Source organism: Duganella violaceipulchra (genome assembly GCF_019166075.1).
Lineage (GTDB): Bacteria > Pseudomonadota > Gammaproteobacteria > Burkholderiales > Burkholderiaceae_D > Rugamonas > Rugamonas violaceipulchra.
In genome coordinates this window covers 1-262 of record NZ_JAHTGR010000202.1, presented here as the reverse complement: position 1 = coordinate 262, position 262 = coordinate 1, and the positions used below count along the sequence as shown (strand labels likewise).

At 68.3% G+C, this 262-nt stretch carries 1 protein-coding gene; it reads right to left on the bottom strand.

The features are described from left to right. Positions 1-262: hypothetical protein (locus KVP70_RS33690; protein ID WP_217946775.1), on the bottom strand; the 262-nt coding region annotated here is incomplete at both ends.

The window sequence follows — 262 nt, the reverse complement described above, 5'->3', positions numbered from 1 at the left end:
CCAGCTGCTGCGCCACGTCCAGGCCCATGCGCTGTCCCGACAGCACGCTGCCGCCGGTCAGGTTGAGCAAAGTCCCGGCCGCCAGATCGAGGCTGCCGTTACCGGCGATCAAACCACTGTTGGTGACCAGCCCCTGGGCGTTCACCGTAGCCGCGCCCGTGCCGACGTTGACCACGCGGCCGGCGCTGTTGTCGATCGTACTCGCCTGCAGCGTCAGGCTGCTGGCCGCCGTGACGGCTTCGATCACGCCGCTCGCGTTATT